The 267-nt window shown below is 44.6% G+C and carries 1 protein-coding gene; it reads left to right on the top strand.

All coding sequences use genetic code 11. The features are described 5' to 3' along the window. A partial coding sequence (locus tag SB660_RS21125) for a serine hydrolase (RefSeq protein ID WP_410584344.1) occupies positions 1-267 on the top strand: 267 nt, incomplete at both ends.

The following is a 267-nucleotide window of genomic DNA, read 5'->3' as shown; positions in this document are numbered from 1 at the left end:
AGACAATCGCCTATCGGCCGAATGAACGATTTGCTTACGCATCAACCTATAAAGTTCTAGCCGCAGCTGCTGTCCTGAAGAAAAACTCAATTGAAAAACTTAATGAAGTCATCCACTACAGCAAGGACGATCTTGTTACATATTCTCCAATCACAGAGAAACACCTAGATACAGGCATGAGCCTAAAAGAAATCTCGGAAGCGGCTATCCGTTACAGCGATAATACCGCTGGGAACATCTTGTTGCAACAGCTTGGCGGCCCTAAAG

Origin of the sequence: Bacillus sp. SIMBA_005, from assembly GCF_046535585.1 — a bacterium.
GTDB lineage: Bacteria > Bacillota > Bacilli > Bacillales > Bacillaceae > Bacillus > Bacillus pumilus.
This window is presented reverse-complemented; position numbering and strand designations above follow the sequence as displayed.